The sequence below is a fragment of the Brevundimonas sp. genome (assembly GCF_035626975.1).
In the GTDB taxonomy this organism is placed as follows: domain Bacteria; phylum Pseudomonadota; class Alphaproteobacteria; order Caulobacterales; family Caulobacteraceae; genus Brevundimonas.
Map to the genome: position 1 here is coordinate 86,909 of NZ_DASPMQ010000017.1, position 26,119 is coordinate 113,027.

The 26,119-nt window shown below is 69.1% G+C and carries 19 protein-coding genes and 1 pseudogene; 10 read left to right on the forward strand and 10 right to left on the reverse strand.

Annotated elements, in window-relative coordinates; all coding sequences use genetic code 11:
* The first annotated feature begins 28 nt into the window (after positions 1–28).
* From VEB62_RS04545 to VEB62_RS04555, 3 genes are read left to right on the forward strand one after another with little or no spacing between them, the layout of a single operon-like run.
* The gene (locus tag VEB62_RS04545; RefSeq protein WP_324795982.1) at positions 29–2,569 is read left to right on the forward strand and encodes a glycoside hydrolase family 3 protein; all 2,541 of its coding nucleotides are present in this window, start codon (positions 29–31) and stop codon (positions 2,567–2,569) included.
* Between the two features lie 4 nt (positions 2,570–2,573).
* A complete protein-coding gene (locus VEB62_RS04550) occupies positions 2,574–3,458 on the forward strand; it encodes a 2-dehydro-3-deoxygalactonokinase (RefSeq protein WP_324795983.1) in 885 nt (294 codons plus the stop codon).
* Positions 3,455–4,093, forward strand: a complete 639-nt coding sequence (locus VEB62_RS04555; protein WP_324795986.1) for a 2-dehydro-3-deoxy-6-phosphogalactonate aldolase — start codon at positions 3,455–3,457, stop codon at positions 4,091–4,093. Before VEB62_RS04550 ends, VEB62_RS04555 begins: the two co-directional genes overlap by 4 nt.
* Positions 4,094–4,098: 5 nt before the next feature.
* Here the strand turns inward: VEB62_RS04555 and VEB62_RS04560 are convergent, their stop codons facing one another.
* The 8 genes from VEB62_RS04560 to fucP all read right to left on the reverse strand — a co-directional run bounded on the left by VEB62_RS04560 (position 4,099) and on the right by fucP (position 12,482).
* Positions 4,099–6,183: a glycoside hydrolase family 2 protein gene (locus VEB62_RS04560; RefSeq protein WP_324795989.1), complete on the reverse strand. Its 2,085-nt coding sequence runs from the start codon at positions 6,181–6,183 to the stop codon at positions 4,099–4,101.
* Between the two features lie 12 nt (positions 6,184–6,195).
* On the reverse strand, positions 6,196–7,044 hold the full coding sequence (locus VEB62_RS04565; RefSeq protein WP_324795991.1) for a fumarylacetoacetate hydrolase family protein: 849 nt from the start codon (positions 7,042–7,044) through the stop codon (positions 6,196–6,198).
* A gap of 3 nt (positions 7,045–7,047) precedes the next feature.
* Complete coding sequence (locus VEB62_RS04570) at positions 7,048–7,779, reverse strand: SDR family oxidoreductase (RefSeq protein ID WP_324795993.1); 732 nt, start codon at positions 7,777–7,779, stop codon at positions 7,048–7,050.
* Between the two features lies 1 nt (position 7,780).
* Positions 7,781–8,995 (reverse strand): UxaA family hydrolase, encoded by a 1,215-nt coding sequence (locus tag VEB62_RS04575; protein ID WP_324795996.1) that lies wholly within the window; start codon positions 8,993–8,995, stop codon positions 7,781–7,783.
* Positions 8,992–9,297 (reverse strand): UxaA family hydrolase, encoded by a 306-nt coding sequence (locus VEB62_RS04580; RefSeq protein WP_324795998.1) that lies wholly within the window; start codon positions 9,295–9,297, stop codon positions 8,992–8,994. Before VEB62_RS04580 ends, VEB62_RS04575 begins: the two co-directional genes overlap by 4 nt.
* The gene (locus VEB62_RS04585) at positions 9,294–10,340 is read right to left on the reverse strand and encodes an aldo/keto reductase (protein ID WP_324796000.1); all 1,047 of its coding nucleotides are present in this window, start codon (positions 10,338–10,340) and stop codon (positions 9,294–9,296) included. Before VEB62_RS04585 ends, VEB62_RS04580 begins: the two co-directional genes overlap by 4 nt.
* A gap of 62 nt (positions 10,341–10,402) precedes the next feature.
* On the reverse strand, positions 10,403–11,212 hold the full coding sequence (locus tag VEB62_RS04590; RefSeq protein ID WP_324796003.1) for an amidohydrolase family protein: 810 nt from the start codon (positions 11,210–11,212) through the stop codon (positions 10,403–10,405).
* A gap of 1 nt (position 11,213) precedes the next feature.
* Positions 11,214–12,482 (reverse strand): L-fucose:H+ symporter permease, encoded by a 1,269-nt coding sequence (gene fucP / locus VEB62_RS04595; RefSeq protein ID WP_324796005.1) that lies wholly within the window; start codon positions 12,480–12,482, stop codon positions 11,214–11,216.
* Between the two features lie 60 nt (positions 12,483–12,542).
* Between fucP and VEB62_RS04600 the strand changes: the two genes are divergently transcribed.
* The 3 genes from VEB62_RS04600 (at position 12,543) to VEB62_RS04610 (ending at position 13,909) form a co-directional block, all read left to right on the forward strand.
* Positions 12,543–12,674, forward strand: a complete 132-nt coding sequence (locus VEB62_RS04600) for a hypothetical protein (protein ID WP_324796008.1) — start codon at positions 12,543–12,545, stop codon at positions 12,672–12,674.
* Between the two features lie 10 nt (positions 12,675–12,684).
* On the forward strand, positions 12,685–13,038 hold the full coding sequence (locus VEB62_RS04605) for an L-rhamnose mutarotase (protein ID WP_324796011.1): 354 nt from the start codon (positions 12,685–12,687) through the stop codon (positions 13,036–13,038).
* Between the two features lie 130 nt (positions 13,039–13,168).
* Complete coding sequence (locus VEB62_RS04610; protein ID WP_324796013.1) at positions 13,169–13,909, forward strand: FadR/GntR family transcriptional regulator; 741 nt, start codon at positions 13,169–13,171, stop codon at positions 13,907–13,909.
* A gap of 33 nt (positions 13,910–13,942) precedes the next feature.
* Here VEB62_RS04610 and VEB62_RS04615 read toward each other — a convergent pair whose 3' ends face one another.
* Together VEB62_RS04615 and pelA are read right to left on the reverse strand one after the other, a co-directional pair.
* Positions 13,943–14,812, reverse strand: coding sequence for a rhamnogalacturonan acetylesterase (locus VEB62_RS04615; protein WP_324796016.1), 870 nt, complete (start codon positions 14,810–14,812; stop codon positions 13,943–13,945).
* A 34-nt stretch (positions 14,813–14,846) separates the two neighbouring features.
* Positions 14,847–15,923, reverse strand: coding sequence for a pectate lyase (pelA, locus tag VEB62_RS04620; RefSeq protein ID WP_324796019.1), 1,077 nt, complete (start codon positions 15,921–15,923; stop codon positions 14,847–14,849).
* Between the two features lie 272 nt (positions 15,924–16,195).
* Between pelA and VEB62_RS04625 the strand changes: the two genes are divergently transcribed.
* From VEB62_RS04625 to VEB62_RS04640, 4 genes and pseudogenes are all read left to right on the forward strand, one after another.
* Positions 16,196–17,818, forward strand: a complete 1,623-nt coding sequence (locus VEB62_RS04625; RefSeq protein ID WP_324796022.1) for a family 43 glycosylhydrolase — start codon at positions 16,196–16,198, stop codon at positions 17,816–17,818.
* 323 nt (positions 17,819–18,141) lie between these two features.
* Complete coding sequence (locus VEB62_RS04630) at positions 18,142–21,435, forward strand: TonB-dependent receptor (protein WP_324796024.1); 3,294 nt, start codon at positions 18,142–18,144, stop codon at positions 21,433–21,435.
* Positions 21,436–21,870: 435 nt separating this feature from the next.
* Positions 21,871–22,048: pseudogene (locus VEB62_RS04635) on the forward strand (hypothetical protein); the annotation flags it as partial.
* 165 nt (positions 22,049–22,213) lie between these two features.
* A partial coding sequence (locus VEB62_RS04640; protein ID WP_324796027.1) for a beta strand repeat-containing protein occupies positions 22,214–26,119 on the forward strand: 3,906 nt, incomplete at its 3' end.

Genomic DNA, 26,119 nt, shown 5'->3' on the forward strand with positions numbered 1-26,119 from the left:
GGCCTTTTCGCCTTCACGGAACCTGATCATGTCCCAGCGCCTTCGCCCCCTGCTCCTGACCGGCGCCGCCCTTGGCCTCGCCCTCGTCGCCGCGGGGTGCGCAACCCGGGCGCAGATCCAGGCGCCGGCCTCCTTCGTCGCGCCTGAGGCCTCTATCGTGACCGACGCCTCCCGGGCCGACCCGGCGGCCTGGCCGAGGGCCGCCTCTCCCGACGCCATGAGCGATGCGGCGACCGAGGCCTTCGTCACCGAACTGATGTCGCGGATGACGATCGAGGAAAAAGTCGGCCAGCTGATCCAGGCCGATATCTCCGCCATCACGCCGGAGGAGCTGCGGACCTATCCGCTGGGCTCCATTCTCGCCGGCGGCAATTCGGCGCCCGGCGGAAACGACCGCGCGACGCCGCAGGCCTGGCTGGAGCTGGCGCGGGCCTTCCGCGCCGCCGCCGCCGCGCGGCCGGGAGCACGGATTCCCCTGATCTACGGCATCGACGCCGTCCATGGTCACAACAACGTCGTGGGGGCCACGATCTTCCCGCACAACATCGGGCTGGGCGCCGCGCGCGATCCGGAGCTGATCGGTCGGATCGGCGAGGCCACGGCGCTGGAAGTCGCCGTCACCGGCGCCGACTGGACCTTCGGCCCGACCCTGGCGGTGCCGCGCGACGACCGCTGGGGCCGCGCCTATGAGGGCTACGGCGAGAATCCCGAGATCGCCCGCAGCTACGCCGGGCCCATGACCCTGGGCCTGCAGGGCGAGCTGAGCGCCGACGCCCCGCTCGCCCCCGGGCGAATCGCCGGCTCGGCCAAGCATTTTCTCGCCGACGGCGGCACGGCCAACGGCCAGGACCAGGGCGATTTCCGCGGGTCGGAAAGCGAACTCGTCGACATCCACCTGGGCGGTTATCCGGCCGCCATCAACGCCGGCGTCCTGTCGGTCATGGCCAGCTTCTCCAGCTGGAACGGCATCAAACACTCCGGCAACGAGACGATCCTGACCGGGGTGCTGCGCGGGCCGCTGGGCTTCGACGGCTTCGTGGTGTCCGACTGGAACGCTCACGGGCAACTGCCGGGCTGTTCGAACGAGAGCTGCGCCCTGGCGGTCAACGCCGGCATCGACATGCTGATGGCCCCGGACAGCTGGAAGCCGCTCTATGCCAACACCCTGGCCCAGGCGCGGTCGGGCGAAATCCCGATGGCCCGCCTCGACGAGGCGGTGCGCCGCATCCTGCGGGCCAAGGTCAAGACCGGCCTGTTCGTTGAGGCGCGGCCGGTCGAAGGCCGGTTCGAGGCCCTGGGCTCGCCGGAACATCGGGCGCTGGCGCGGGAGGCGGTCCGGAAGTCTCTGGTGCTGCTGAAGAACAACGGCTCGGTCCTGCCGATCCGGCCCGGCGCGCGCGTGCTGGTGGCGGGCGCGGCCGACGACATCGGCCAGGCGTCCGGCGGCTGGACCCTGACCTGGCAGGGGACGGGCAACAGCAACTCCGACTTCCCCAACGGCCAGTCGATCTGGAGCGGCTTGCGCGAAGCGGTGGAAGCTGGCGGCGGGAGCGCGACCCTGAGCCCGGACGGGACTTTCGACCAGACGCCGGACGTGGCCATCGTTGTGTTCGGCGAGACGCCCTACGCCGAGTTCCAGGGCGACGTCGATAATCTCGACTTCACGCCCACCGAGCCGCTGGAAACACTGCGTCGGCTGAAGGCGGCGGGGATTCCGACCGTGTCGGTATTCCTTTCGGGACGACCGCTGTGGACCAATCCGGAGATCAACCAGTCCGACGCCTTCGTCGCGGCCTGGCTCCCGGGCACGGAGGGTGGCGGCGTCGCCGACGTCCTGGTGGGGGGCCGGGACGGCAGGCCCCGCCATGACTTCAGCGGAAGGCTGTCGTTCTCGTGGCCGAAGAACGCCGCGGGCGCGCCCCTGAACGTCGGTCAGCCCGGGTATGACCCCCAGTTCGCCTACGGCTACGGCCTGTCCTATGCGCGGCCGGCTGCGGTTCCCGTCCTCGGCGAGGAGAGCGGCGTGGTCAGCGAGGGTTCGAGCCTGGACCGCTACTTCGTCGAGGGCCGCTTTATGCCGCCGTGGTCGCTGATGCTGCGCGACGCGGGCGGCGAGTTCCGCCTGGGCCTGGAGAAGGCGGGCCACTCCCCGCGCGGCGTGGTCACCCTGCGCGCCGCCGACGGCGTCGCCCAGGAATCGGCCCTGGGCCTGACCTTCACTGGCGGTCAGGGAGAAGCGGTCATCGCCGCCCGCCCGGTCGACCTGACCCGTCAGACCAATGGCGAGATGGCGTTGCACCTGCGGTATCGCGTCGACGCCTCGCCGGCCGGTCCCGTGCGCCTGAGCGTCGGGGCGGGCGCGGTCGACGCCACGTCCCTGTTCCGCGACGCACCGCGGGGGCAGTGGCGGACCGTCAAGGTGCGCTTGTCCTGCTTCCGGGACGCGGGAGCCGACGTGGCCGCCGTGGACCAGCCTTTCGGCCTGTCGACAGACGCCGCCTTCGCGATCACGGTCGAGGATATCCGGCTGGCCTCCAACGAGGGCGACGCGATTTGTCCCGCAGCGTGACGCCTTGACCGCAAAGACCGCCCTGATCGGGGTCGATTGGGGGTCCACCAATCTGAGGGTGATGCGCCTCGGCCCGGGCGGGGTCGTGCTGGACCGTCGTCTCGATCCGCGCGGCGCGGTCGGCCTTGAGCCGGGCGACTTCTCCGCCGTGCTCGCCGAGGTGGCGGCGGACTGGCTCATTGACGGGGCGCCGGTGCTGATCTGCGGCATGGCGGGAGCCCGCCATGGGTGGGTCGAGGCGCCCTACTGCCTCTGTCCCGCAGGCGTGACCGAAGTGGCCGCCGCCCTTGTACGGCCGGACCCGATCCGCGACCTGGCCATCGTGCCGGGGGTTTCCTTCAGCCCGGGCGGCGTCCTGACCGACGTCATGCGCGGTGAGGAAACCCAGGTGTTCGGCGTGGCCGCCGACGGTCTGATCATCGCTCCCGGCACCCACAGCAAATGGATCACGGTCGAGACCGGCCGCATCGTCGCGCTCCGGACCTTCATGACCGGCGAGCTGTTCGCCGCCGTCCGCGACGCGACGCTGCTGGGGGCCGGCATGGGCGCGCCGGGCACGGATCCTGAAGCGTTCCGGCGCGGCGTCGGACGCGGGCTGGACGACCGCAATCTGAGCGCCGCCCTGTTTTCCGTCCGGGTCGAGAGCCTGGCCGGGCGGCTGGAGCCGGCGGGCGCGGCCGACTATCTGTCGGGCCTTCTGGTCGGCGCGGAAATCGCCGGGCAGGAGCCGGACCGGCTGGGCGGGCCATTGACGCTGGTCGGCGATCCGGCGCTGGTGGCGCGGTATGTTGAGGCGCTGGAAATGGCGGGCGCCCGCGACGTGCGGACCGCCGACGCCGGGCGGGCCACGGCGGGCGGTCTCTGGCGGATATGGGAGGCGGCGCGATGACCACCGGACTGATCGAACGGCTCGACGCCCTGCCCCTGGTCGCCATCCTGCGCGGCCTGACGCCGGCCGAGGCGGTCGAGGTCGGGGAGGCCCTGCTGGACGCCGGCCTGATCTGCCTTGAGGTGCCGCTGAATTCGCCGCAGCCGCTGGACAGCATCCGCCGCCTGCGCTCGGCGCTCGGCGACCGGGCCATCGTCGGCGCGGGGACGGTGCTGTCGCCCGCCGCGGTGCGCGAGGTCGCCGCCGCGGGCGGGCAGATCGTCATCTCGCCCAACACCGACGCCGCCGTGATCGAGGCGACCCGGGCGGCGGGCCTGCTGTCCATGCCCGGCTTCTTCACCCCGTCCGAGGCCTTCGCCGCGATCGGCGCGGGCGCGCAGGTGCTCAAGCTGTTTCCCGCCGAAACGGCGGGCCCGGCGGGCCTCAGGGCCGTGCGCGCCGTCCTCCCCGCGGGGCAGCGCGTCTATGCCGTCGGCGGCGTCGAGCCGGACGGCGTGGCGGCCTGGCGATCGGCCGGGGCCTCCGGCTTCGGGATCGGCTCCGCCATCTATCGCGCCGGCCGGTCGGCCAGGGAAACCGGCGAGCGGGCGGCGGCCTTCGTGGCGGCGTGGAAGGCCTCCGGCCCCGGCGGCTAGCCGTCTCAGGGAAGCGTCGGCCCTACCGGAACGGGCGTCGGTTCAACGCGGGTTTTCCAGACGGTGTCGGTCAGGCCGCCGGGCCCCCGCACCTCGATGCGGTTCAGACCCGCGGGCATGGCGACGGCGGACCAGGTCGCCACGTGATCGACGACGGGAGCCACGCCGGCCGACCGCCCGTTGATGAACAGCTCCAGGCTGGCGACGTTGCTGTAGGCGCGAACGCCGGCGACCGGCGCGGCGTCCCGGGTCAGGCGACGATCGAGGATGTGGACCATCGGCCGGTCGGACCAGTGGGCCTGGTACCAGTACCAGGCGTCCTTCCTGACCGCACGGTCATAGGTGACCAGGCCCTTGTCGTTGATGCCCGGCCGGTCGCCCTCGTCCCGGCCGTCCGAGGCGAGATCGAACCCCACCCATATGAACGAACCCCACAGCCACGCCCGCTCCCGCAACGCCGTCCAGTAGGCCTCGTGGAAGGCGGTCTGGTACTGTTCGGGATGCCAGTCGCCGTCCGGGGTCGGGCGGTCGGGCGGGTTCTGCTGGTGCAGCACGCTGGCGCCCGCCCCGAACTCGCCGACGCCCATCGGCCGTGAGGGGTCACGGGCCCGGCGTTCATCCGCCCAGGGGCCGATGCGGGCGAAGGTTTCGTCATACCAACCGTAGTAGCGGTTGTAGGCGGTCAGGTCGGCGTGCAGCGCCTTGCGGTCCAGATCGTCCTGGCAGCAGTGGGCGTAGGCGGTCGACCGGGTTGGATCCTCCTCCTTGGCCACGGCCTGCATCAGGGCGATGGCCTGATCCGCGACGTCGTCGGTGGCATAGACCTCGTTGCCGAGTCCCCAGACGGCGACGGACGGATGGTGATGGTTCTGGCGGATCAGCTCGCGCATCTGCTGCGTCAGATTGGCCGCGAAGGCCGGCGAGGGACTGGCGGCGCTGTTGAGCGGGACCTCGGTCCAGACCACCAGGCCGGTGCGGTCGGCGAGGTCGTAGGCCCGCTGGGGGTGCTGGAAGTGGACGAAGCGCACCCCCGTGCCGCCCAGCTCTTCGAGGATGGCGAAGTCGGCGTCGATCTCGGCCTCCTGCACCGCCAGGCCGCGTCCGGGCCGGCCGGCATGGAAGTAGTTCACCCCTCTGAGCGGAACGGGGCGGCCGTTCAGGATGAAGCCACGATCCGGATCGATCGCCGCCGTCCGGATGCCGGTGGTGAGGACCAGCCGGTCGATCGCCTCGCCACGGGCGTCCAGCACCTCGGCGGTCAGCCGGTAGAGATGCGGGTCGGCCTTGCCGTCCCAGAGGCGCGGACGGGGCAGGCGGGCGGTGTCCCGGACCGTGACGGTCTGACCCGGCGGTGCGGCGACCGGGGTCTCGATCACCAGCGCCACGGCCCCGTCGGCGTCGGTCAGGGTCGTGCGGACCACGACGGCGGCCGGCGTCTCGCCGTCGTTGGCGACGCGGGCCAGCAGGGCGATCTCGGCGCCCGCCTCGCTCACATTCGACGCCGTCAGATAGACGCCCGGCCCGCCGTAGTCGGCCATGTCGAGATGGACGGAGCCGACCGTGACCAGCCGGGCCGGCCGGTAGAGACCGCCGAACACGGTGAAGTCCCCGCCCAGCGGCGCGATGGTCTCTGCGCGGCTGTTATCGACGCGCACGGCCAGCTGGTTCACGCCGGGTCGGAGCGCCTCTGTGACATCGAAGCGAAAACGGGCGTAACCGCCCTCGTGCCGGCCCACGTGGACGCCGTTCACCCAGGCGTCGGCGGCCAGGGCGGCCCCGTCGAATTCGAGCCAGGTGCGACCGCCGCCGGAGACCGGCGCGGAGAAGGTCGTCCGGTACCAGCCGGGACCCCGATAGTAGCCGCCGCCGCCGTCCTCTCCGTCGACGCCGTTCCAGGTGTGAGGCAGCCGCACGGCGCTCCACGACGCGTCGTCGACAACCGTGCCCGACGCGCCGGCCGGGTCGCCCTTGATGAAACGCCAACCGTCATCGAGCGGCAGGATCATCCGGGGATCGGCCGCGGCCGGTCCTGCGCCCGCCAGGCCGAAAACGGCTGCGACAAGGACGAACATGCGGGCGAGGCGGTTCATGGCACGACTCCTTCAGCCGCCTTGGGCGACCACGCGCTGTCGCTGGCGTCCGAGGCCCTGGATGCCCAGTTCGATCACGTCGCCGGGCTGCAGCCAGACCGGCGGCTTCTGGCCCATGCCCACGCCCGGCGGCGTCCCGGTCGAGATGATGTCGCCCGGCTGCAGGCTCATGAAGCGGCTGACGTAGCTGACCAGGACGGCCGGCCCGAACACCATGGTCCGCGACGACCCGTCCTGGAACCGGCGGCCGTTGACCTCCAGCCACATCGACAGATCGCCGACGTCGCCGGCCTCGTCCTTCGTCACCAGCCACGGTCCGATCGGGCCGAAGGTGTCGCAGCCCTTGCCCTTGTCCCAGGTGCCGCCCCGTTCCAGCTGGAAGGCGCGCTCGGAGACATCGTTGATGACGCAATAGCCGGCGACATGATCCAGCGCCTCCGCCTCGGAGACGTAGCGGGCGGTCGAACCGATGACGACGCCCAGTTCGACCTCCCAGTCGAGCTTGGTCGAATCTCGCGGCTGGATGACGTCGTCGTCGGGACCGACGATGGCGCTGGTTGCTTTCATGAACAGGATCGGCTCGTCGGGGACCGTCGCGCCGGTCTCGGCCGCGTGGTCGGCGTAGTTCAGGCCGATGCAGATGAACTTCCCGACCCGCCCGACGCAGGGTCCGATCCGGCCCGGATCCGCGACGAGGGACAGGGAGGCGGGATCGATGGCCGAGAGGCGGGCCAGACTGTCGGGGGACAGGGCCTCGCCCGCGAGGTCATCGACGACCCCGGACAGGTCGCGTACGTCGCCGCGGGCGTCGAGAAGGCCGGGACGTTCCGAGCCGGCGGGTCCGTATCGCAGCAGTTTCATCGGCTATCCTGTCCAGCCGCCGTCGATGACGTGTTCGGCTCCCGTGGTGAAGGAAGAGGCGTCGGAGGCGAGATAGAGGGCCAGTTCGGCGATCTCGTTCGCCCGCCCCAGCCGCCCCATCGGCTGGCGCGAGGTGAAGGCCGCCAGCGCCGCCTCATAGTCTCCGGTCGCGGCCAGCCGCTCCCTCAGCGAGGGCGTCTCGATGGTGCCGGGGCAGATGGCGTTGCAGCGGACGCCCCGCCCGACATAGTCGGCCGCGACGGCCCGGGTCAGGCCGATGACCGCCGCCTTGGACGCGCCGTAGGCGAACCGGTTGGGCACGCCTTTGATCGAGCTGGCCACCGAGGCCATGTTGACGATCGAGCCGCCGCCGCCCTCGATCATCGCCGGCAGGAAGGCGCGGATCATCCGGTACATGGCGGTGACGTTCAGATCGAACGAGCGCGCCCAGTCCGCCTCGTCGCAGTCCAGGATCGCGCCGGAGTGCACATAGCCGGCGCAGTTGAACAGCACGTCCAGCCGCCCGACCTCCCGCGCCGTCTCCATGATGGCCGCCCGATCGGTGACGTCCAGCACCCGCGTGCGGACCCCGGTCAGGGACGCCAGCTGGCCGGGGTCGATGTCCGTCGCCCACACCGTCGCGCCCTCGGCGGCGAACAGCTCCGCCGCCGCCCGGCCGATGCCCTGTCCTGCTCCGGTGATCAGCGCGATCTTGCCCTCAAGCCGTCCCCCCATCTCAGACCACCATGACGCGGGACGGGCGCCCGGGCAGGCAGGCCGGGCCGATCGGTTCGAAGCTCTTGTAAGTCAGGATGAACTCCTGGTGGCCCAGCGCCTCCGACCGGGTGCGCGCGCCGGCGGCGACGGCCTCGACCAGTTCGACAATCTCGGCGCCGACCTGATCAAGAGTCGCCTGACCTTCGAGGATGCGGCCGGCGTCGACGTCCATGTCCCCGCTCATGCGCCGCCAGGTTTCCGGATTGGCGCAGACCTTGATGACCGGCGAGATGGCCGAGCCGACCACCGACCCGCGGCCGGTGGTGAACAGGGTCAGATGGGCGCCGCACGCCATCAGCTCGACGATCTCGGCGTTGTCGCTGATGTTCGGGAAGCCGAAGCGCGGTTCGCCGTCGGGAACCACGTCGAGCAGGTACAGGCCGCCCGCGGGGGGCACGTCCCCCGGCTTGATCAGACCGGCGATCGGTGACGATCCCGACTTGGAATAGGCCCCCATCGACTTCTCTTCCTGGGTGGTCAGGCCGCCGTCGGCGTTGCCCGGCGCGAAGCTGCCGAAGCCCATGATGGTGTAGTAGCGCTCGGCTTTCTCGACCGCGGCCTCCAGCTCGCGGCCCAGTTCCGGGGTCACGGCGCGGTCGGCCATGATGGTCTCGCAGCCGACCAGTTCGCCGGTCTCCTCGAAGATGCAGGCGGCTCCGGCCTCGACGAGGGTGTCGAAGGCGCGGCCCACGGCGGGATTGGCGGTGATGCCGCTGGTGCCGTCCGAGCCGCCGCAGATGGTGCCGATCACCAGCTCGTCCAGCCGCATCGGCGCGCGCGGGACGAGGGCGGCCTCCGCGCGGATTCGTTCGAGCGCCTCGACGCCCGCCCGGATGGTCGAGGCGGTGCCGCCGGCGTCCTGGATTACCAGAAGTTCGCACGGCCGGCCGCTGGCCAGCACCGCTTCGCGCAGGCCGCGCCGGTTGAAGCTCTCGCAGCCCAGCGAAATCAGCAGCACCCCTCCGACGTTGGGATGGGTCGCCAGCGCCTTCATCATCCGGTCGGCGTAGCTGTTGGGGTAGCAGCCGGGAAAACCGATCAGATGGACGTCGAGGTCGTCGGCGGCGGTGACGATCCGCCGGGCCACATGGTGGGCGCACTCGACCAGATAGGCGACCACCACGACGTTGCGGATGCCCTTGCGGCCGTCGGATCTGACAAAGCCCTCGATCACGCCCGTTGCTCCGAAGCGGCGTCGCGGCCGTGGCTGGCGATGTAGTCGCTCTTCATATTGTGCAGGTGCACGTGGTCGCCGGCGCGAACCGCGGCGGTCATCGAGCCGATCGGCGCGCCGTATTTCAGCACCTTGTCGCCGGCTGACAGCGCCGTTCGCGCGATCTTGTGGCCAACCGGAACGTCGGCTCCGGCCGGGACCTGCACCGCGCCGATCGTCAGCGTCTGACCGGCGGTCACAGGCGCGCGGCAGACCAGCACGTTGTCGTCGGGGTGCAGCAGGATCAGGGCGGACCCGGTCATGCCGCCTTCTCCGCCACAGGCAGGGGCGCCGCCGGATCGATCAGGCCGCGCTCGACCAGTTCGGCCCAGAACCCCGCCGGGATCGACGCGGCCATCCGGCGCGCCGCGATGCCTGCCTCGTCGGCGTCCGCCACGCCCGGTATGACCGAAATGACCTGGGGGTGGGCCAGCGGGAACTGCAACGCCGCCGCCGGCAGTTCGACGCTCCAATCGGCGCAGGCCGCGCGCAGGGCGGCGACCTTCGTCGACACCCACTCCGGCGGCGCGCCGTAGTCGTAGTGCGCCTTCGATGGCGACGCGCAGGCCAGAACGCCCGAGTTGAACGGTCCGCCGACGATCACCGACACGCCGCGTCCGGCGCACCTGGGCAGGAAACTGGCCAGCGCCGTCTGCTCCAGCAGGGTGTATCGGCCCGCCAGCAGGAAGACGTCGAACTCGCCTTCGGCCATGGCCTGCTCGCAGACCTGCCACTCGTTGACGCCGAGGCCGATGGCGCCGACGACGTGCTCGTCGCGCAACCGCCGGAGGGCGCGGTAACCGCCGCCGATGAACTCGCTCCAGCGTTCCGCATGGGCGGGTCCGTGGGTGGCCTCGCCGAGGTCGTGCGCGAACAGCATGTCGACGCGATCGCGGCCGAGCCGTTTCAGGCTCTCCTCGAAACTGCGCAGCACGCCGTCGTGGCTGTAGTCGAACACCGGCTCGAGCGCAGGCGCGTCGACAAAGCCATGGCGCTCGCGGGCGGTCGTGGTTACCGGTGTCAGCAGACGGCCGACCTTGGTGGAAATCACCGCCTCGCCGTGGGGGTCAAGCCGCTTCAGCGCAGCGCCGAGGCGTTCTTCCCCAAGACCGAAACCGTAGTGCGGCGCGGTGTCGAAATAGCGAACGCCGTGGCTCCACGCCTCCGTCACCGCGGCCCCGGCGGCGGCGTCGGACACGGGCCGATAGAGGTTTCCGATGGCCGCGCCGCCGAAGCCCAGCGCCGTCGGCGCGCGCGAATCCCGGTCCGTTCCGCCCGGGGGGCGCTCGCGTTCCGCAATTTTCATGGGTGAAGTCATCTTCGTGGATGGATGCGAGTCCTGGGCGGACAAGTCAACCTTTTGAGCGCTCACAGACGGTACAGGCGTCGGGCGTTGCCGCCGAACACCGCACCATGGTCCGCCGGCCTGATCCGCTCGAGGCATTGGGTCAGCCAGTCCCCGTATCCGCCCGCTAGGTTCAGGACCGGCCAATCGCTGCCCCAGAGCAGGCGGGTGGCGCCGAACAACGCGGCGATCTGGTCGATGACGGGAGGGACCACAGCGACGGCTGGCCCGCACCGAACCTCGGTGAGCAGGCCCGAGAGCTTGCAGTGGACGTTCGGCAACTCGGCCAGTCCGGCCAGACCGTCACGCCATGCCCGGATGTCATCGCCGATCGGCGGTTTCGCCCCGTGGTCGATCACGACGGTCAGAGCAGGCCAGCGCGCGGCGAACGTCCGCAATGGCATGAGATGCCGCGGCTGAACGAGGGCGTCGAAGACCAGATCCTGTTCGATCATCGTCTGGATGGCGGGGTCGATCCTCGCTTCGGCGATCCAGTCATCGCGCCCGAGGCCCTGCAGCATCGGGCGGAGGCCGCGGAACTTCGGCCGGCTCGCCAGCGACGCCACCCGGCCGGCGGCGTCGGGCGCTTCGAGATTCGCCCAGCCGACCACGCCGCGCACGAACGGCCGCTCCGCCGCCAGGGTCAGGAGGAAGTCGGTGTCCCGGTCGTCCGGTTGGGACTGCACGGTCACCGAGCCGGTAACGCCGAGCTGGCGCGCCAGACGTTCGAACTCGTCCGGCAGGGCGTCGCGGTGGATCAGCGGCATGTCCGCGGTCGGCCAGACCTGTCCGTGCCGGCCGATCCGCCAGAAATGCTGATGGGCGTCGATCACCTCAGGCGACGGCCCGTCGCGCCCGCCAGCCGAACAGCGCCACGACGGCGAAACAGACCGCGGGAACGGCCATGGCGACGTGGATGCTGCTGCTGTCGGAGACCAGGCCCATGACCGCCGTCAGCACCGCCCCGCCGATGATGGCCATCACCAGCAGGGACGAGCCGGCCTTGGTCAAATTCCCCAGTCCCTTCAGCGACGAGGCGAAGATGGTCGGGAACATGATCGACATGAAGAAGCTGGTCGACGCCAGCGCGATCATGCCGACCGGTCCGGGCGCGGCCACGGCGACGACGCACAGGGCCACGTTGATCGCGCCGAAAGCCGTGAGCAGGACCACCGGCTTCACCCGGCTCATCAGGGCCGTGCCGACGAAACGGCCAATCATGAAGGCGACGATCGACCAGGTCAGATAGTCGGCGGCGGTGCGCTCGCCGACCGCCAGTGATTCCTGGGCGTAGCGGATCATGTAGCTCCAGACGCCGACCTGGGCGCCGACGTAGAAGAACTGGGCCACCACGCCGAACAGGTAGCGGCGATTGCGGAACAGGGCGGCGAAGTCCTTCGCCGAGCCGGGGCCTTCCTCGCGGGCGGCCTCGACCCCGGCCACGCGCGGGAAGGGGACGAGCATGACCAGCAAGGCCCAGGCGAGCACGAACAGGCCGATCAGTAGATAGGGCGTCTGCACGGCGGTGGCCTCGGCCGCGTAGAAGGCGGCGTGGGCCTCAGGCGTCATGGCCGCGAGTTCCGCCGGTGTGGGCTCGACGCCCGACAGGATGAAGTGGCGGCCGATCAACAGGCCCATGATCGAACCCAGCGGGTTGAAGGCCTGGGCCAGGTTGAGCCGCCGCTCCGCCGTCTCGGGCGGGCCCAGAACCGTCACCAGCGGATTGGCCGAGGTCTCGAGGAAGGCCAGCCCGCTGGCGATGACGAACAGGGCCAGCAGGAACAGTTCGTAGCGGCGCACCTCGGCGGCCGGGAAGAACATCAGGGCGCCGAGGCCGAACAGGCCCAGGCCGATCACGACGGCGCGCTTGTAGCCGAACCGCTTCATGAACAGGGCGGCCGGAACGGCCAGCACGAAATAGCCAAAATAGAAGGCCGACTGGACCAGGCCCGACTGCAGGTCTCCGAGGGTGAAGGCCTTGCGGAATTGGGCGATCAGCACGTCGTTGAGGTTGTTGGCCATTCCCCAAAGGAAGAACAGGCTCACGACCAGTATGATCGGCGCGGCCGCGGCGAGGCGGCCCTGTGCGGGCGTGGACGACATGGACTGTGTTTCCTCCCGGCCCCGTTGACCGGCGGCTCAGACCACGCCACGAGATCAGATATGAACCTGAGCGTCAAATATGAAACAGATTTCGCGACCGAGATGCGGGCGGCCATGATCGTGATCGGCGTGAACAACATCGCGGGGATCGGCCCGGACATTCTGGTTCACCGTCCCCGTAAGGCGGCTTGAGGAGAACGCCATGGCCCGTCACTGCCTGTGTCTCGATCTGGTCGACGACGCCGACAGCATCGCCCGCTATCGCGCCTGGCACGCGCCCGGCGCCACGCCGCCGGCGATCATCCGCTCCATCCGCGCCGCCGACATCACCCTGATGGAGATCTATCAGGTGGCTGATCGCCTGGTGATGATCATGGAGACCGGCCCGGCCTTCTCGCCCGAGGCCAAGGCCGCGGCCGACGCCGCCGATCCGGACGTGCGGGCCTGGGAGGCCCTGATGGATCAGTTCCAGAAGCCGCTGCCCTGCGCCCGCCCCGGCGGGAAATGGACACCGGCGGAGCTGATCTTCGACCTGTCCCGACATCGGTCGGGATGACGCAAGACCGACGCACGGCTTCCCCAAGGCGTCCCCCGCAGGCGATACGATTATAATACAAATCGCCGGCTGCCGCCTTTGCGGTTTACGGTCGAACGCATAGATTGAGGCCATGCGGGCTCGATCGAACATGGCTGGCTTCAAGCCCTCCACCGTGCATGGAGGCGGCCACATCCTTTCCAGCCACGACCAGATCGTGCGCTCGATCGGCCAGGACATTCTCAGCGGCCGCATCCCCCCCGGTGAAAAGCTTCCCACCGAGGCCGAACTCCTGGCCCGGTTCGGCGTCTCGCGCACGGCCTTGAGGGAGGCGTTGAAGACGCTTGCCGCCAAGGGGTTCCTGGTGGTCAAGACGCGGGTCGGCACCAAGGTCAACAACCCCCTGCGCTGGAACTTCTTCGATACGGAAGTCCTGTCCTGGCAGGTCGGCATCGGCATGGACGCCACGTTCCGCCGGCACCTGGCCGAGGTGAGGCGCGCGCTGGAGCCCGCCGCCGCCGCGCTCGCGGCTGCACACCGAACGGCCGGCGATCTCGTCGTCATGCGCGAGGCGATCGAGGCCATGCGGCTTGAGCAGACCTCGGCGTACGACTTCGCGCGGGCGGACCTTGAACTGCATCTGCGGATCGCCGTCGCGTCCCAGAATCCGATGATGCGATCCCTGGCCAGCGTCATAGAGACGGCCTTGCTCGAGACGTTCACGCTGAGCCCCCCGACCCGGGACGGGCAACTCCATCGCGACACCGTCAAGGCCCACGAACGCATCGTGGATTGCATCGAGGCGTCCGATGGCGCCGGCGCCGCGGCGGCGATGCTCGCGGTCATCGACGCCGGCTACCAGCGCGCCGAGGCCGAGCGAAATCCGACGTGACGGCCTCTGCGCCGGTCGCCGACCTCCTGGAGATCAGGGCACCAGAGATCGGCGCAGCGCCGGAACCGCGGTGATCAGATCCCGCGTGACCAGGGCCGCGAAGAAGTCCGCGCCCTCCTTTCCCAGATGCGTGTAGTCGAACGTGGTGCGCGCCTGCCCGAGCGGTTCGGCGGCGGCGTTGATCTGGGCCTGGGTCGGCGGCGTGACGGCCGGCTGGGCCACGCCGGTGGAGGCCGGGATGGTCTCGCCCGTCAGCAGCGCCGCCGCCACCGCCGGGGGCGGAGGCGTTTGGGCGAACCGGGCGGACATGCTCGGGCCGAGCGCCTGAACGGCCGCGGCGCTGGAGGCGTTCAGGTCCACGAGAGGCGTCCCGGTTTCCGCCGCGATCCGGCGGATCGCTTCGGCCCAGGGCTCCAGATCGTTCTGGAGCTGGCCGGCGATGAACTGCCGCCGGGTGAGCGGCGTGACCAGCACCGGAACGGCCCCGCGTTCCCGGGTCTCCGCGATGTACCGCCTCAGATTTTCGGGGAACTCGGTCGCGAGGTCGGTCGAACGCCCCGGCTTGCCCGGCTGGTCGTTGTGTCCGAACTGGATCAGCACATAGGTCGCGGCGTACCCCGGCGCCGACATTTCCGCCAGGGCCAGATCCCACGAGCCTTCGGCCCGATAGCTGCCGGAGCTTCGGCCTCCGCGCGCAAGGTTCACGCAGGCCAGGAACGACGTCACGTGATCGGCGCAGAAGCTCGGTCCCCAGCCGCCGATCACCGCCGTCGTCGAGTCGCCGACGAGGATGATCTTGGAGGCGGAAATCCGCTGGACCGGAGGTGCGGCGGGCGCGGCCTCGGGCGAGGTTTGGGGCTGGGCGACCTGCAGGGCGAGGGCCAGGGCGAAAGAGGCGATCATGGTCGGTCTCCGTGTGTGGGATTCGTCTGGGGGATCAGGTCGCGGCCGGCGCCGTCCGGCGGGCGTCGAGCTCGCGCCGCCACGCTGGATAGGCCTCCCGGATCAGCGCCAGGGGCCAGTCTCCATAATAGCGATAGCCGGTGCGCCGCTCGCGCTCGATCTCCGCAATGTCGTAGTGGACGACCGAGTCCCGGCTGACGAAAATCGGCCGGTTGGTTCCCAGTTCGTAGAACCGCGCCCACAAGGGGCCCGCCTCCGGGTCCGCCAACAGCCGGGCGTCTCGCTCGCCGTCGGCGGTGGTCACCGTCCCGAACCGCACGCCGGGAAGGGCGCTGGCCTCGAACCATCGCACTGCAGCGTCCACGGCGGCGACGACCTCGGGCGACGGATCGGGGATGGCCATCAGGAAGCGCACGATGCCGACGCTCTCACTGCCTGACAGGGACGGGGGTTCGTAGCGGCGCGCCCAGGCCGGCTCGAGCGTCTGCGCGTCGTATTGGGCGCACCAGGCCGTCAGGACTCCGTCCTGCCGGATCTGTGTCGCAAGGATCAGCTGCGTGCCGCGGGCCACGGCCTCGGCGGCGCGGGCGCGTCGGCCGGCATCGACGAATTCATAGGGCGGCTCGCCGGCTGCGATGTCTCGCAACAGCGTCATTACGCGGATCATCGCATCATCATTGAAGGTGATATGCGACCAGTAACCCTGCCGCAGCGGATAGAATTGCGGCCAGCCGCCGTTCGGGTACTGGGCGGCCAGGATGTAGTCGAGGCCCCGATCGAACGCCTCGCGATCCCCGCGCCGTTCGCCGGCGTGGATGACCCGGGCCAGAAAGGCCATGGGCAGGGTGGTGGCCTGGTTGTCGAAGGTGTTCTTCAGGCCGTCGTCGACGGGCGCCGCGTCCGGCGCGACGGCCAGGGAAGTGTTCTTCGGCCAGCCGCCTTCGGGGGACTGGTGTTTCACCACCGCATCCGCGATGCCCCGGGCTTGCGGCGTCGCGTACCAGGAGCCTTCGTGCTCGAGGACGGCGCCGTTCCAGTCGGGCGCCTGCGCGTTCGCCAGGCCGGGCGCCGACCCCAGGAGGACGCACAGGGCCAGCAAGAGGCGCGGCATGGTCAGCCGCCGGGAGCGCCCCCGGGAATTGTCGTTCAAGTGGGCCACGCGCGCCGCGCCCCCGGTCCTGACCCGGCGAGACAAATGACGTTTTCTCACTTTTCGGCTCCAGTCAGTGACTTTGGTAGTGTATAGTGACACCGGTGTCACCTCTGGAGCAACCAGCCACCCCCGGATTCGCAAAGCCCGAGCCCGAAGGCAGTTCTACATCAACGATATGAGCGCCGGCGGCCGTCGGCTGTCCCCGCAACCTCCACTCACAGGGCCCTTTCATGAAATCGATCCATCGCCGCTCGGCACTGGCCAGCCTCCTCGGCGGCGTCGCGGCGGCCGCCCTTCCGGTCAGGCCCGCCTTCGCCCAGAGCAATGAACAGGCCGCGGCCCTGGGGCGCGAGTGGTCGGACATGCGCTGGCGGCGCGGCATCGAGAACCAGCGCATGGCCGATCTCGGAGACGGGACCTTCCTGAACCCGATCATGTCCGGAGATCATCCGGACCCGTCGATCCTCAAGGACGGCGACGACTACTACATGACCTTCTCGTCCTTCGAATCCGTGCCGGGCGTCCACATCTGGCATTCGAGGGATCTGGTGAACTGGCGCCCGGTCACCGCCGCCCTGACGAAGAACATCGGCTCGGTCTGGGCTCCGGAGCTGTGCAAGCACGGCGACCGCTACTTCATCTACATACCCGCGCGCTTCCCCGACTACCGCTCCAGCTATGTCATCTGGGCCGACACTATCGAGGGACCGTGGAGCGATCCGATCGACCTCAAGCTGCCGGCCCACATCGACCCCGGCCATGCGGTTGGCGAGGACGGCAAACGCTATCTGTTCCTGAGCGGCGGCGACCGGGTCAAGCTGACCGACGACGGACTGGCGACCGATGGCGCGCCCGAGCATGTCTATGATCCGTGGCGCTATCCGGACGACTGGATCGTCGAGGGCTTCGCTCCGGAAGGGCCGAAGATCACCCGCCACGGCGACTGGTTCTACATGATCACGGCGGTGGGCGGCACCGCCGGCCCGCCGACGGGGCATATGGTGATCGCCGCCCGGTCGCGGTCGATCAACGGTCCCTGGGAGAACTGCCCTCACAACCCGATCGTTCGCACGGTGTCGGGCGCTGAGAAATGGTGGTCACGGGGCCACGCCACCCTGGTCGAGGGCCCGGACGGAAGCTGGTGGATGGTCTACCACGGCTACGAGAACGCCTACTGGACCCTCGGTCGCCAGACCCTGCTGGACCCCATCGAATGGACCGACGACGGCTGGTTCCGGGCCAGGGGCGGCGATCTCGCCAACCCCGTCGCCAAACCCCGTGGCGGCGAGGCCCTGCCGCACGGCATGGCGCTGTCGGACGACTTCTCGACCGACAAGTTCGGCCTGCAGTGGAGCTTCTACGACCCGCAGGCCGACGAGAAGGCGCGTCTGGAGCGCCGGGACGGGGTCCTCCACATGCGCGCCAAGGGCGCGGCGCCCAGCAACTGTTCGCCGCTGACCTTCGTGCAGGGGGAGCTGGCCTATGAGATCGAGGTCGAGATCGAGGTCGATCCGGGCGTCACGGCCGGGGTGATCCTGTTCTACGACCGGGCGCTCTATGGCGGCCTGGGTTTTGACGCGCAGCGCTTCGTCACCCACCAGTACGGCATCGAGCGGGGGCGGCCCGCCAACCCGAACGGCCGGCGCATGTTCCTGCGCCTGACCAACGCCTACAACGTGGTCTACTTCGACACGAGCCCTGACGGGATCAACTGGAAGCGGTTCGACCGCCAGATGGAGGTCTCGGGTTACCACCACAATGTGCGCGGCGGGTTCATGATGCTGCGCCCCGGACTCTATGCGGCGGGCGAGGGCGAGGCGCGCTTCCGGAACTTCAAATTCCGGGCTCTCTAGCGCGCGGATCGGCTGGACGGCCTCCTACGCGAGGCGCCTCCAGCCGATCCCGGGCGCCTGGTCCCCGGCCGACCTCGACGTAGCGCGGAGTCAGAAATACCGCTCAAGGATGAAAATGACACCGGTGGCAAAAACTGCTTGTCGGGTCCCAAATCGTATCATACTACTTTTGAAGCAGGGCCCGTTCGGGGTCGGGCGAAGTCGGTCTACCAGCCCGTCAGAGGCCGGAGATCGTCGGGAAACGCGGAGGGAATGAAGTGCAGGATCGTCTCAAGACACAGTTGCGTTTGGCCGCGTCCGGAGGGGCGCTTTGCCTCGCCGCGATGCTCGCCGCGGCCCCGGCGATCGCCCAGGAGGCCCCGGAGCCGGAGGCCTCGACGGTCGACGAAGTCGTCGTCACCGGCATTCGCGGTGCGCTGCGCAGCGCACTGAACACCAAGCGAAACGCCGATGTGATGGTCGACGCCATCAACGCCGAGGATATCGCCGACTTCCCGGACGCCAATCTCGCGGAATCGATCCAGCGCCTGCCGGGCGTTTCCATTGACCGCGACAACGGCGAGGGCCGCACCATCGTGGTCCGTGGTCTGGGCAGCGACTTCACCCGGGTCCGCCTGAACGGGCTGGAGGCCCTGTCGACGGCCGGCTCAAACGATTCCGGCACCAGCCCGAACCGGGGCCGCGGATTCGATTTCAACGTCTTCGCATCCGAGCTCTTCAACTCGATCAAGGTGCAGAAAACCGCGTCGGCCGAGACCGACGAGGGCGCGCTGGGCGCCACGGTCGACCTGCAAACCGGGCGGCCCTTCGACTTCCAGAGCCAGCGCGTCGCCTTCTCGGCGGCCGACGCCTATTACGAGAACGGGGGCAACCACAATCCGCGCCTCGCGGGCCTGTACTCGAACCGCTGGGACACGGGGTGGGGCGAGTTCGGCGTACTGGGCTCGCTGGCCTACAGCGAACGCAACCAGACGACCGACAGCTATCTGCGTCAGCCCGGTCAGTCGGACTACATCTATCGCGGAGCCACCTTCGCGGGCTCTCCCACCCTTCTCCCCGGGGCGTCGATCCAGACCCGCCAGGGCTTTGCGGCCCCGACCGGAACGCCCTGCAACAACGGCATCATCCCCGGCCGCAACATCACCAACACTGCGTATTGCGCCACGCTGCAGGGGTCGAACCCGGCCGCCTACGCCCTGTTGCATAATCCCATCGGATCGACGCTGCGGAACAACAACACCTCGGGCGGCGCGGCTAATGGGTCGACCGTCGCGGCGGGACCGCTGGTGCGCATCCCGGCGCTGGCCACCCTCAACCAACAGGAACTGGAGCAGGAGCGTCTCGGCGCCACCCTCGCCCTGCAATGGCGGCCGCAGGAATCGACCACGATCAGCCTGGACGGCGTCTATTCCAAGTTCGACAACAACTCCGTCAATCTGCAGATCCAGACTGTCGGCCTGAACCGGAACAACACCAACGCCGGCCTGAACACCGCCAACGCGGCTACCCCTGTCGCCACGAGACGCGGGTTCTACAACTCCTGTGTCGCCCAGGCCGCGACGGAGATCCGCGACGCCATCGACTGTGGTCAGCAGATGAACGGCGGCGCCCTGGTCCCGGGGACGACGAACAGCTTCAATCCGTTCAATCTCGACCCGTACGACTACTACAATTCGCCGGGTTCGGTCGGCTACGGCGCCGACGCCGCTGGACTGTTCATGCGGAACGCCTTCGTGGGCCGTCCGTCCGCCCGCCTGATCGACGCCGCCCTGAGTCCGAACGGCGCCAACGCCGACTATCTGGTCATCGGCAACGTGGATCTGCGGTCGGCGACCGACGCCCAGCAGTACACGACCGAGTTCAAGCAGATTTCGCTGAACATCGCCCATGAGTTCAGCGACACCCTGCGCGGCACGTTCCTGTACGGCTTTTCCAGCTCGGTGAACGACAGCCAGGGCCTGCTGGTCGATTTCATCCGGCTCGACTCCGGCCAGGGCGTCCCCGGCGACGACTACCTCGTCTACGACGCGCGCGGCGGCGGCGACATGCCGATGCTGGACTTCGGATTCGACGCGGCGAACCCGGCGGCCTGGGATTTCGTCAAGAACTACTCGGCCCTGCGCCACTTCGTGCGCGAGGTCGAGAACACCTATGAGGGCGGCCGCTTCGACCTCGCCTGGGACATCAACGAGAACTACACGCTCAAGGGTGGCGTCAGCCGGCGGACCTACGAGTTCTCGACCAGTCAGGCCCAGCGCATGACCAATGAAACCCTGAATCCCAGCCTGCGCGAGGCCGGGGTCGACATCGCCGACATGGGCCGGGTCGTGACCTGGGGCCAGGGTCTCGAGGTGCCGGATGGTACGACGACCAGCTTCTTCGTTCCCGACCTCGCCGCGTTCCAGGAGTTGTTCGGCTTCGACTGCAATTGCGTCAACAAGTGGGGCGACTGGCGGGTATCGCGGCTGAGCAACGCCGCCAACCAGTTCAGCGTGATCGAGGAAGACACCAGCGGCTTCCTCCAGCTCGACCTGAAGACCGACCTGTTCGGCCGGCCGCTGCGTGGCAACGTCGGCGTTCGCTGGGCCCTGACGGAAGTCGAGGCGAACGGCCTGACGAACACCTCGCGGCCGGTCAGCAACGACAACGAGTATGTGGACACCCTGCCGTCGATCAACCTCGCCTATGAGATACTCGACGACGTCTACATCCGGTTCGGCGCGGCCAAGGTCATGGCGCGTCCGCTGCTCGGCAACCTGGCGCCCAGCGTCACCGCCTTCAGCGTCCCGACCGGCGCCGGCGCCAACTCCGGAGGATCGATCACCCTCGGCAACACCAAGCTGGAGCCCTTCCGGGCGGTCAACCTGGACCTCGCCTTCGAATGGTATTTCGCCAGGGACGCCCTGTTCTCGGTCGCCATCTTCGACAAGGATATCGAGTCCTTCCCGCAGACGATCGTCTCAGAAGGGCCCCTGTCGTCGATCCTTGACGAGGACGCGATCGCCCAGCTGCGGGCGTCGCAGACCAACGTCAACGCGCTGGCCTATATCGACGCCGGAAATCCTTTCAGCATCCGTCAGTTCCGCGACGCGCCGGGCGGTTACATCCGGGGGATCGAGGTCAACTTCCAGCAAAACCTGACCTTCCTGCCGGCGCCGTTCGACGGCTTCGGCATCCAGGCCAACTACACCCACCTGGAATCGGAGCTGAACTACATCCTGACGCCGCAGCCGCTTCTGGTGGCGCCGGGACCCTTCACCGGGGCGTCGCCCGACGCGTTCAACTTCACGATCTTCTACGAGACCAGCAAGTGGAACGCCCGCGTTTCGACCGCCTATCGCGCCGAGTACTATACCCAGTATCCGATCGCCTCGGGGACCTGTGATCCGGGCTTCTGCGACTCGCCCCTGGTCAACGACTTCGTGGGCAGCCAGGCGACGACCAACGTCGACTTCTCGTTCCGCTACAACGTCAATGACAACGTCTCGCTCAGCGCCGAAGCGCTGAACCTGACAAACCAGACCTCGGACCGCTTCGCCTATGCGGAGGACCCGGTCGTCACAAGCTACGCCTCGACGGGCCGGCAGTTCTTCGTCGGCCTGAACATGAGGTTCTGACTGCGACGGACGGGCCCCCGGCGACCCCGGCCGCCAGGAATTCCCCGGAGCCCGCCTCGCGGTCTGATCTCGCCATCCCCCTCCCTGGGGGCGGACAGCCTCTCCCAAGGATTCTGTCCAGACTGGAGCGCCGCCTGAATCAAGCGGCGCTCCATTTTTGTCCTGTACGAGCCCCGCCCCTGGCCGCCTTCGGCCCGCGGCGACCGCGGCGCGCTGTTCGTCGCGGATGGTCGTGAAGCCCGCCCGCACCTCCGCGGTCAGCCGGCGGGTCGCCGGATGCAGCAGGGCCGCTGGATTGCGGGGAATGCGCGCGGCGGAGGCGAGGAATTGCTCGACCGACATGGCCTGGGCGGCGGTGGCGAACAGGGCGGCGCTCAGGCCGGCGGCCAGGGCGAGGCTCTTCATCGGGCTGATCGACGGGCGCTGAGATGGCGACGGGCGCTGGAAGGCTGCGCCGTGATCATCTCCCACGACCGCTGGTTCCTCGACGGGCTGGCTACCCACATCCTCGCCTTCGGAGGGCGACAGCCACGTCGAATGGTTCGAGGGCGATTTCGACGCGTACGACAGGAAGCGCCGGCCGGCCGAGAGTTTGATCCCGCACCGGATCAAGCCCGGACTTCGGGCGGTGGTCAGAAGAAATCAGTTGCGACGCCGCGACCACTTCTCGCTTAATGCGCGAGGGGCGCAGCGAACGGTTGCAGAAATCTGCTAGTGCGCCCGCGAATATTTGCGGCTGGGTTCGGGATCGAAGCCGCCGCCTGGCGGGGGACGTTCAATGGCGACCATCAACGGAACCCCCGCAGACGACGGGCTTGAGGGCACGGGCGGCTCCGACACCATCAACGGCCTGGGCGGCCATGACACCCTCGTCGGGCTGGGCGGCAACGACATCCTGAACGGCGGCGAGGGCGACGATCTGCTGGTGGGGGGCGCGGGCCAGGACCTTCTGGACGGCGGCGCCGGCTACGATCTGGCGGTCTTCAGCCTGTCGACGTCGGCCGTCACCGTCGATCTGCGCATCACCACGGCCCAGAACACCGGCGAGGGCTCCGACGTCCTGACCGGGATCGAGGGGCTGATCGGGTCGGACTACAACGACTGGCTCAGCGGCGACAGCTGGCACAATCTCATCGCTGGCGGTCTGGGCAATGACCAGATTTTCGGCCATGCCGGTGACGACGAGCTGATCGGCAACGAAGGCGCCGACCGGCTGGAAGGCGGGGATGGCGACGATATCCTGACCGGGGCGGCGGGCGACGATATCGTCATCGGCGGCGCGGGCTTCGACCTCGCGGCCTTCCACACGGCCACGGCCGGCGTGCGCGTCGACCTGCGCATCACCACGGCCCAGAACACCGGCCAGGGCAGCGACACGCTGACGAGCATCGAAGACCTTCTGGGGTCGGACTTCAACGACGTGCTGATCGGCGACGACAATTCCAACTACATCGATGGCGGCCTGGGCGCGGACAGCCTGTCCGGCGGCGGCGGCGACGACATACTGGCCATGCAGGGCGGCGGGACGGTCTCGGTCCAGATCGACGGCGGCTCGGGCTACGACGTCTTCGAGGTGTTGAACGGCGGAACGCTGACGGGCTCGACGTTCACGGGCATCGAACACCTTCATTCCGGTTCTTCCCTTGCCCTGGGGGTGGATCAGTTCGACGACTTCCAAACGATCAACGCCTACTCCGTCGGCGTCTCGACGGCCGGCCTGGCGGATCTGCGCAACACCAACATCACGGCCCAGACGATCCATGCCTTCAGCGGTGGCGGGGTGCTGACCCTCTCGGGCAACGCCCTGCGCAACTATACGATCTGGGGCTACAGCAACGGGGACAACATCACCGGCGGCGCGCTGAACGACCTGATCCGTGGCTTTGGCGGAAGCGACACCCTGAACGGCGACGCCGGGGACGACTTCATCCAGGGCGAGGACGGCGACGACCAGCTCTTCGGCGGGTACGGCGTCGACTCCCTCGACGGTGGTCACGGCACGGACGTGCTTCGGGGAGGCGCAGGCTCCGATGGGTTGAACGGCGGCTACGGCAACGACACCCTCTACGGCGAGGATGGCGATGACCACCTTGCCGACGACCTGGGCAACAACATACTCGACGGGGGGGCCGGCAACGACACCATCACGGTGAGCAGCTATGCCGCCAATGGCGCCAACCAGGCCTTCGGCGGCGCCGGCGACGACACGATCGTCTACGACGGCTCGCGCGAGCGCCTGAACTCCGCCACGTACAACGGCGGCGAGGGCTATGACACCTTCCGGGTCGAGCTCGACTATTCCAGCAGCGACCCGACGCCGATCGCCGACCTGACCGGCTTTGACCTCAGCACGTTCGAGCGCGTGGACGGGCTCTGGGTACGACTGACGATCGCCCAGATCCAGCACGTCGATGTGATCGCCAGCAACCTCTACGTCGATGGGTCCGGCCTGCTGGACCTGAGCGGCGTGGGCGGTGCGCCGTCCACCATCCATTTCGGCGCCGGCGCGATCACGCTGGACCTGACCGGACAGCAGTACAACAGCTACGGCACCTGGTACGGCATCTGGGTCTATGGCGGAGCCGGAAACGACGAGGTTCGCGGCGGCGTCAACGCCGACCGTTTCCAGGGCGGGGCCGGCGACGATATTCTACTGGGCGCCGAAGGCGACGATATCCTGGGCGGCCAGGCCGGCAATGACATCATCAATGGCGGTGAGGGCCGCGACATCGCCCGCTTCTCGGGCATGTCGAGCGACTACCAATTCGCCTTCGAGGGCGACGCCCTGCGGGTCACCGGCGCCGAGGGCTCGGACACCCTCATCAGTATCGAGGAAATCTGGTTCGAGGGCGGCGGAGGACGCTTCCTCTTCGGATCCGCCGAGGCCGACAATCTTGTCGGCAGCGAAGCGGACGACGTCCTGTTCGGTGGCGACGGCGCGGACTTCATGAACGGCGTCTCGGGCAATGACACCATCGGCGGCGGGGGCGGCGACGACGAGCTCTGGGGCTACGGCGGGGCGGACATGATCGACGGCGGCGCGGGCGACGACCTGATCCGGGGATTCCACGGCGACGACGTCATCACCGGCGGCGCCGGCGACGACCGGATCGACGGCGCCTATGACGGTTCGGAAGGCAGCTCGACCGACATCGCCGTCTACAGCGGCAATCGCGCGGACTATGGCGTGGTGCACGCCGACGGGTATCATTATGTCGTGGGCGCCGACGGGGTCGATACCCTGCTGAACATCGACTTCCTGCGCTTCGCGGACGGCCAGTACGCCATCTCCGAAATTTCCCGCCCGGGTACGGTCCTGTCCGGCGGCAGCGCCGGCGACGCTCTAACCGGAACGGCAGGCGACGACATCCTGAGGGGCGCCGGCGGCAATGACACGCTCAGCGGCGTGGCCGGAAACGACCTCGTCTACGGCGGCGACGGCGACGATGTGATCGACGTAGGTCCCGGCCTCGACACGGCGTTCGGAGACGGCGGAAACGACACCTTCCGGGTCACGACCATGACCTCGGGCCAGCCGGATTCGACCGTCGACGGCGGCGCCGGCGTCGACACGTTTGACGCCAGCGCGGTGAACGTCGGCCTGCAGTTCGGCTCGCTTGTCGCAGGCCGGTTCACGGTAGCCGACTACTCGGTTGTCGGCGTCGAACGGGTGATCGGCGGCTCGGGCGACGACTACATGAGCCTGTGGCGCTTCACGACCGCCCTCGAGATGCTGGGGGGCGCGGGTGGGGACTATGTTGAAGGCGGGTCGGCCGCCGACCGCCTGGACGGCGGAGCCGGCGGCGACCAGCTGTACGGACGGGCGGGACAAGACATCCTGATCGGCGGGACGGGGGCCGACTTTATCGATGGTGGCGACGGAACGGACACGGCGGTCTTCACCGACGGCGCCGCGACGGTGAGCGTGGCGGGCGGGGTCGTCACCGTGACCGGCCCCGACGGCGTGGATAGTCTGACCAATGTGGAGCGGCTGCGGTTCGGCGCGGGCGAGGTGGCGGTCGCCGCCCTGGCCGCTTCGAACCGGATCGGGACCAGCGCGGGCGAGACCCTGACCGGGTCGTCCTCGGCGCAGGCCCTGTTCGGTCTGGCCGGGGCGGATTCCCTCAACGGCGGCGACGGCGACGACCGCCTCTCCGGCGGCGCGGGCGTCGACATCCTCAACGGCGGCCTCGGCATCGACACCGCCGACTATTCGTCCGCCGCGGCGGGCATGCGGGCCCAGCTGAACACCAACGCCTCGTCCAACGATGGCGACGGCGGCACGGATACCTTCAGCTCGATCGAGAACCTGACCGGCTCGGCCTTCAACGACGTGCTGATCGGCGACGGCGCGGCCAATGTGCTGCGCGGCGGGACCGGGGCGGACACCCTGCTGGGGCTGGCCGGCGCCGATGTGCTCTGGGGCGGGTCGGGGGCGCTGAACACCCTGCAGGGCGGGCTGGGCGACGACCGCTATGTGCTGGAGGCGGCCGACTCGATCACCGAACTGGCCGGCGAGGGAACCGACACCGTCGAGGCCCGCATCAACACCTACACCCTGGCCAACCACGTCGAGAACCTGATCTTCGGCGGGACCGGGGCCTTCGCCGGCACGGGCAATGCCCTGGCCAATGTGATCACCGGCGGGGCGGGGAACGACGCCCTGCGCGGCCGCGGCGGCGTC

Coding starts and splice junctions, on each gene's coding strand:
- VEB62_RS04545 (WP_324795982.1), top strand. CDS start 29: ATGTCCCAGCGCCTTCGCCCCCTGCTCCTGACCGGCGCCGCCCTTGGC.
- VEB62_RS04555 (WP_324795986.1), top strand. CDS start 3,455: ATGACCACCGGACTGATCGAACGGCTCGACGCCCTGCCCCTGGTCGCC.
- VEB62_RS04560 (WP_324795989.1), bottom strand. CDS start 6,183: ATGAACCGCCTCGCCCGCATGTTCGTCCTTGTCGCAGCCGTTTTCGGC.
- VEB62_RS04565 (WP_324795991.1), bottom strand. CDS start 7,044: ATGAAACTGCTGCGATACGGACCCGCCGGCTCGGAACGTCCCGGCCTT.
- VEB62_RS04570 (WP_324795993.1), bottom strand. CDS start 7,779: ATGGGGGGACGGCTTGAGGGCAAGATCGCGCTGATCACCGGAGCAGGA.
- VEB62_RS04580 (WP_324795998.1), bottom strand. CDS start 9,297: ATGACCGGGTCCGCCCTGATCCTGCTGCACCCCGACGACAACGTGCTG.
- VEB62_RS04585 (WP_324796000.1), bottom strand. CDS start 10,340: ATGAAAATTGCGGAACGCGAGCGCCCCCCGGGCGGAACGGACCGGGAT.
- fucP (WP_324796005.1), bottom strand. CDS start 12,482: ATGTCGTCCACGCCCGCACAGGGCCGCCTCGCCGCGGCCGCGCCGATC.
- VEB62_RS04600 (WP_324796008.1), top strand. CDS start 12,543: ATGAACCTGAGCGTCAAATATGAAACAGATTTCGCGACCGAGATGCGG.
- VEB62_RS04605 (WP_324796011.1), top strand. CDS start 12,685: ATGGCCCGTCACTGCCTGTGTCTCGATCTGGTCGACGACGCCGACAGC.
- VEB62_RS04610 (WP_324796013.1), top strand. CDS start 13,169: ATGGCTGGCTTCAAGCCCTCCACCGTGCATGGAGGCGGCCACATCCTT.
- VEB62_RS04615 (WP_324796016.1), bottom strand. CDS start 14,812: ATGATCGCCTCTTTCGCCCTGGCCCTCGCCCTGCAGGTCGCCCAGCCC.
- pelA (WP_324796019.1), bottom strand. CDS start 15,923: ATGCCGCGCCTCTTGCTGGCCCTGTGCGTCCTCCTGGGGTCGGCGCCC.
- VEB62_RS04625 (WP_324796022.1), top strand. CDS start 16,196: ATGAAATCGATCCATCGCCGCTCGGCACTGGCCAGCCTCCTCGGCGGC.
- VEB62_RS04630 (WP_324796024.1), top strand. CDS start 18,142: ATGCTCGCCGCGGCCCCGGCGATCGCCCAGGAGGCCCCGGAGCCGGAG.